The organism is Nocardiopsis trehalosi NBRC 14201, from assembly GCF_001552555.1.
GTDB classification, from domain to species: domain Bacteria; phylum Actinomycetota; class Actinomycetes; order Streptosporangiales; family Streptosporangiaceae; genus Nocardiopsis_B; species Nocardiopsis_B trehalosi.
The window spans coordinates 1-5,910 of sequence record NZ_BCRK01000265.1 but is presented as its reverse complement, the minus strand read 5'-3'; the positions used below and the strand labels follow the sequence as shown (position 1 = coordinate 5,910).

At 74.6% G+C, this 5,910-nt stretch carries 5 protein-coding genes; 1 reads left to right on the top strand and 4 read right to left on the bottom strand.

The genetic code is table 11. The features are described from left to right. Positions 1–54 precede the first annotated feature (54 nt). Positions 55–1,347: a glucarate dehydratase family protein gene (locus tag NT8_RS26730; protein ID WP_067975489.1), complete on the bottom strand. Its 1,293-nt coding sequence runs from the start codon at positions 1,345–1,347 to the stop codon at positions 55–57. 358 nt (positions 1,348–1,705) lie between these two features. Between NT8_RS26730 and NT8_RS26725 the strand changes: the two genes are divergently transcribed. Beyond that, positions 1,706–2,503, top strand: a complete 798-nt coding sequence (locus NT8_RS26725; protein ID WP_067975485.1) for an IclR family transcriptional regulator — start codon at positions 1,706–1,708, stop codon at positions 2,501–2,503. Positions 2,504–2,534: 31 nt separating this feature from the next. Here the strand turns inward: NT8_RS26725 and NT8_RS26720 are convergent, their stop codons facing one another. The 3 genes from NT8_RS26720 to NT8_RS26710 form a co-directional block, all read right to left on the bottom strand. Then, positions 2,535–3,596 carry a YihY/virulence factor BrkB family protein gene (locus NT8_RS26720; RefSeq protein ID WP_084469309.1) on the bottom strand — a complete coding sequence of 354 codons (1,062 nt, stop codon included), beginning with the start codon at positions 3,594–3,596 and terminating at the stop codon, positions 2,535–2,537. A gap of 171 nt (positions 3,597–3,767) precedes the next feature. Beyond that, on the bottom strand, positions 3,768–5,297 hold the full coding sequence (locus NT8_RS26715; protein WP_067975482.1) for an FAD-dependent oxidoreductase: 1,530 nt from the start codon (positions 5,295–5,297) through the stop codon (positions 3,768–3,770). Between the two features lie 311 nt (positions 5,298–5,608). Continuing rightward, positions 5,609–5,830: a hypothetical protein gene (locus NT8_RS26710; RefSeq protein WP_067975479.1), complete on the bottom strand. Its 222-nt coding sequence runs from the start codon at positions 5,828–5,830 to the stop codon at positions 5,609–5,611. Between the last annotated feature and the right edge of the window lie 80 nt (positions 5,831–5,910).

The following is a 5,910-nucleotide window of genomic DNA, read 5'->3' as shown; positions in this document are numbered from 1 at the left end:
CCTGGTTCGGGGCGGGGCGGGCGCGGCGCGGCCGGGCGGCCGGTCGCGGCACCGCTACCAGCGGGGGAGGCGGGGTGCGTGCCAGTCGGGGTCGACGGCGCGCATGGCGGCGGCGTCGTCGCGGTCGCGGACGTCGCTGTCAGCCCACCGCCGGTGCAGGTCGGCGAGGCGGTCGCGGTCGAGTTCGACGCCGAGCCCGGGGGCGTCGGAGACCTCGACCGCGCCGCCGTGGAAGGTGTGCGGCCGGGTGATGACGTCCTCATCCTGCCAGGGGCGGTGGGTGTCGCAGGCGTGGTGCAGGTCGGGGACGACGGCGGCGACGTGGGTCATCGCGGCGAGGCTGATCCCGAGGTGGGTGTTGGAGTGCATGGAGACCGCCACCCCGTGGGTGCGGCAGAGGGCGGCGAGGTCGAGCGTGGCCCGCAGGCCGCCCCAGTAGTGGTGGTCGGAGAGGACGACCTGGACGGCGCGCTTGGCGAACGCCTCGGGGACCTCGTCGAAGCCGGTGACGCACATGTTGGTGGCGAGCGGCATGCCGGTGGCGGCGTGCACCTCGGCCATGGCGTCGATCCCCGCGGTGGGGTCCTCCAGGTACTCCAGGACGCCGGCCAGCTCGCGCGCCACGTACACGCCGGTCTCGGCCGACCAGGCGCTGTTGGGGTCGAGGCGCAGCGGGAGGCCGGGGAAGGCGCGGTGCAGGGCGCGGATCGCCGCGATCTCGGCGTCGGGGGCGAAGACCCCGCCCTTGAGCTTGATGGAGCGGAACCCGTTGCGGTCGATGAGGGCGCGGGCCTGCTCGACCACGCCGTCGGGGTCCAGGGCGGCGCCCCAGGCGTCGGGCTCGGCGCCCGGGTGCCCGGCCCACTTGTAGAAGAGGTAGGCGCTGTAGTCGACCCGGTCGCGCACCCGGCCGCCGAGCAGGGCGTGCACGGGCACGCCGAGGACCCGGGCCCAGGCGTCGAGGTAGGCGGTCTCGAAGGCGGCGAAGACGCTGGCCTTGAGTTTGCCGAGGTCGCGCTTGCCGCGCAGGCCGGAGGCGGGGACGTCGGCGGCGGAGCCGAGGGTGGCGGCGGAGTCGCACACCTGGTCGACGATGGTGCGCAGGTCGGCGGGGCGGGCCGTGTCAGTGCCCTCCAGGCGGGCGGCGACCGCCTCGATGGCGGTCAGGTACTCGGTGTCGCCGTAGGTCTCGCCGAGGCCGACGTGGCCGGAGGCGGTGCGGACCTCCACGACGGTGCGCGGGGTGAGCGGCTGGTGGACGCCCTGGAGGTTGAGCAGCGGCGGGTCGGTGATGAGGATGGGGGTGACGCGCACGTCGGCGACGCGGCTCGCGGTGGGCTGGGGCACGGGGTCTCCTCCGGTGGTCGCACGGCGGGGCGGGGCCGCGGCGGGCCGCGCGGGAGCGGCGGTGGGCGGTGGGACGGTGGCGGTCCGCGGGTGGTCCGGGTCGGCCCCGTACCCCCACTTGTCTCCCTATGTAGACGGCGATTTCATATGCGTTGGCCAGGGTATTGAGGGCCGCCACATCCCGTCAACAGCGCGGAAACACCCCGGGCCCGTCCCGCGTGGTCCGGCCACCGCCCCCGCGACCGCCGCCGCGACCGGGCCGCGGCGGGTTCCGCGTGCGCTATCGTCCACGCATGGAGACGGCATGTTCCCCCAGGGACGACGGCGCGGCGCCGGCCCGCGCCGGGAGAGGGCACCGGTGAGCGACGCACCCACGCCGCAGGGCGTGCGCGAGGTCAAGTCGGCCGCGCGCACCGTCGAACTCCTGGAGATCATGAGCGGCCTGGAGGAGCCCGCGACCCTGCGCACCCTGGCCGACCGCATGGGCGTGCCCCGCTCCAGCCTGTACGCGCTGCTGCAGACCCTCGTCGCGCGCGGCTGGGTGCGCACCGACCCCACCGGCTCGCTCTACGCGGTCGGCATCCGGGCGCTGCTCGCCGGGACCAGCTACCTCGACGCCGACCCGCGCACCGCGCTCGTCCGCCCGCACCTCGACGCCCTGTCCGAGCAGCTCGGCGAGACCCTGCACTTCGCCCGGCTCGACGGCGCGGACGTCATCTACCTCGCCACCCGCGAGTCCCGGCACTACCTGCGCCCGTTCAGCCGGGTGGGGCGGCGGCTGCCCGCGCACAGCACCTCCCTGGGCAAGGCGCTGCTCGCCGAGCGCACCGACGCCGAGGTCGACGCCCTGCTCCCCGCCGACCTGCCCGCCGTCACCGCGGCCACGCTCGCCGACCGCCCCGCCCTGCTGCGCGACCTCGCCGAGGTGCGCGCCCGCGGCTATTCCACCGACCGGGGCGAGAACGTCGTGGGGCTGCGCTGCGTGGGGGTGGCCCTGCGCTACGACCGCCCGGCGGTCGACGCGCTGAGCTGCTCCATCCCCTCGGCCCGCTACACGCCGGAACTCGCCGATACCGTGATCGGCGCGCTGATGGAGGTGCGCGGGGTGCTGGAGCGCACCGCCGGCTCCGCGTTCGCCCCGTTCGGCAGGCCCTGACCGGCGGGCGCGCCGCCGGCCGGGCCGGGCCTCACCCGGGGCGGTCGCCGCTCGACTCGCGTCCGCCGGCCCGGCCCCCGCCCGCTTCGTGCTCGCGGGGGCCGGGGTCGGCCGTCCCGGCGCGCCGCTGCTGCTTGGGCACGTCGCGCAGTTCCACGTAGGGCTCCTCGGGCGCGGGGTGCCCGGCCGCGATCGCCCGGCCGCGCTCGACCTCGGCGTTGAACTCCTCGCCGAACAGGATCGCGATGTTGGAGATCCACAGCCACACCAGGAAGATGACGACGGCCGCCAGGCTGCCGTAGGTGCGGTTGTAGGAGCCGAAGTTGGCGACGTAGAACGCGAACCCGGCCGAGGCCACCAGCCAGATCGCCAGGGCGAGCACACTGCCGGGGCTCACCCAGCGGAAGCCGCGCCGGGCGTTGGGCGACGCCCAGTACAGCAGGGCGATCATGAACACGACGATGGCCAGCAGCACCGGCCACTTCGCGATGTCCCACACGGTCACCGCCGCCGACCCGATCCCCAGCGCCTGCCCGACCCGCTCGGCGAGGCCGCCGGTGAGCACCACCCCGACCGCGCTCACGGTCAGCAGGACGACCATGGCGAGCGTCACCCCGACCCGGATCGGCAGCGTCTTCCAGATCGGCCGCCCCTCGGGCACGTCGTAGACGATGTTGGACGCCCGCATGAACGCGGCGATGTAGCCCGACGCCGACCACAGCGCGATCGCCAGGCTCGCGATACCGAAGATCCCGGCCGTGGCCTGGTTGGCCTGCAGGTTCTCGATGGCGGAGGTGAGCACCTGGGCGGTCTCGGCCGGCGCCACCCGCGCGAGGTTGTCGGTCAGCACCGCCGTGCTCGACTGCCCGAGCAGGCCGAGCAGCGACACCAGGACCAGCAGTGCCGGGAAGATCGCCAGCACCGCGTAGTAGGTCAGCCCCGCAGCGAGGTCGGTCAGGTTGTCGTCCTTGAACTCGGCGACCGCGCGCCGCAGCGACGCCCACCACGACGCCGCCTTGAGGTCGGTCGGCGCCTCCGCCCCCGCGTCGAGCGGCCGCTCCCCGCCCGCTGTCCGGTCGGTCTCCCCCGCCATCGCGTCCTCCCCGGTGGTGTCCGCCGGCGGCCCCCGCGCCCGGGCCGTGCCCGGCGGGTGCCGCCTCCCTGGTCACCCCGGCTACCCGGCCGCCCGCCGGGCACACCTGGCGTCCCCCGGGGGCGCGGCGGGCGGCCCGGGCCGGCGGGGCGCCCGCCGGCCCGGACCCGGTCACACCAGGGGCCGGATGGACTGGGCGTGCCGGAACACGTCACCGGGGTCCCACTGGGTCTTGACCTGCTGGAGCCGCGGGTAGTGCTCCTTGTAGTACAGCTCCGCCCAGGAGGTGCCCGAGGTGTTCCACTCCGGGTCGCCCAGGTCGACGTCGGGGTAGTTGACGTAGCAGCCGTCGGTGGCCGTCCCGGGGACGGGCACCCCGCCGGTGCCCGCGTACATCTCGCTGTACAGTGCGCGGATCCAGGCCAGGTGCGGCTCGCCGCTCCCGCACTCCGGCCAGTACACCTGGTGCTGGAGCTTGAGGACGGAGTCGCGCTGCGCCACCGCCGTGTCGTACGGCGGACGGTTGATGGCCGACCCGTAGGAGTCGACCTGCACCACCGCCTCGCGCGGCACGTCGGGGCGCGCGCTCAACCGCCGCCACGCCGCTCCGACCTGATCGTCGGGCATGGGTTCGCGCAGGTAGGCGGACTTGTACTTGCCCGCCTTGTCGTTGTTGGTCCACAGCCCGGCGATGCGGGGCACGACGGTCCACGGCACCGACTGCGGTTCCCGGCTGCCGACCAGCAGCGGGTGGTCGCCGTGCGGCTCCTCCAGGTCGGTCAGGTCGACGTGGCTGGGAGTGTCGATCCGACCGGTGAACTCGCGCAGCGCGTCCTCGGCGTCCGGCAGCCCGGCGTCGATCTGCGTGATCAGGCCCACCTGCTTGCTGCTGCTGTGGGTCAGCAGCAGGATGCCGAACATGCCGGCGAGCGGGTCGCCCGGCTCCTGGTGGTCGCGGAAGAACGTGCCGAAGTTGTGCACGATCTCGCGGAACGCGCTCTCGTCCATGTGCGCCCACGGCCAGCCGGCCTCGGCGCGCAGGATGTGCCGGGGCGCCGGCGGCAGGTCGCGGAACCAGTACTTGGTGACGATTCCGAAGTTGCCGCCGCCGCCCCCGGTGTGCGCCCACCACAGCTCCCGCAGCCCGTCATCGCCGTCGTCGCGGCGGGCGGTGACCAGTTCGACGTTGCGCCGCGCGTCGACCACGGCGACCTCGACCGCGTAGAGGTAGTCGACCGTCAACCCGTGCTGCCGGGAGAACAGGCCGAAGCCGCCGCCGGTGATGTGGCCGCCGGCGCCCACCGTCGGGCACGAGCCGCCGGGCAGCAGCAGGCCCAGGCCCTTGACCAGGTCGCGGTCGATATCGCCGTTGGTGGCGCCGCTCTCGATGCAGACCGCGTCCATGGCGGGGTCGTGGTGGATGCGGTTCATGGGGGCGACGTCGATGATGACCCGGACGTCGGGCGCGCACACGAAGTCCTCGTAGGCGTGCCCGCCGGAGCGCACCGTGATGCGGTCGCGGCCCGGGTCGGCGCGTTCGCGCAGCGCCGCCTGCAGCGCCCCCCTGGTCTCCTCCGCACTGCTGACGATCCTGATGTAGTCGGGCTCCGCCGCCCAGCGGGGGTTGAACCCGCGGCTCAGCCCCCGGTAGAGCGGGTGGCCGGGCTCGACCTTGATCCCCGCCGATTCACTCGCGAACATGCGTGCCCTTCGTCGATGGTGCGGGGGGAGGCGCCATGCAGATACCCCGCCCAGGGATACACGAAAAGCCGCACCCGAAACGGTCGCGATTTCGGCTCGCCAGAACCGGAGGATACGGAGGATGAGTCGTTCACCTGCGGAAATACGCCGCCATCGGCGCGCGACCGGCGTTTTCGGAACCCCTACACTTCCGGACGCACCGCCGTTTCCGCACCAGCCGGAAACGGCGGTGCGACCGGAGGGCGGAAACACCGCGGCCGGGCGCCGACCCCTTTCGGGGACCGGCGCCCGGCCGAATCGTGTTTCGTTTGTCAGGGTTGTCCGGGTCGCCCCGAACGGCGCCCGCGCCGCTCGCGGCGGCGGGTGCGGCGCCGGGGCCGGGCGCGCCGCCACGGGCGCTCCAGGCCCGCTCCGAGGATCGCGGCGTACAGCGCCACCACCTCGGGCCGGATCGGCTCCTCGGCGATCAGCCGGTCTGCGGCCGCCAGGAGCTGGTCGTCGTCCAGGTCCTCCCACGCGATGGGTTCCCGCATGGGGGAGGCACTATCCGACCGGCCCGGGGATATGCGCCCGCGCCCGCCCCGGCGGCGGCCGCCGGGGCGGGCGCGGCGGG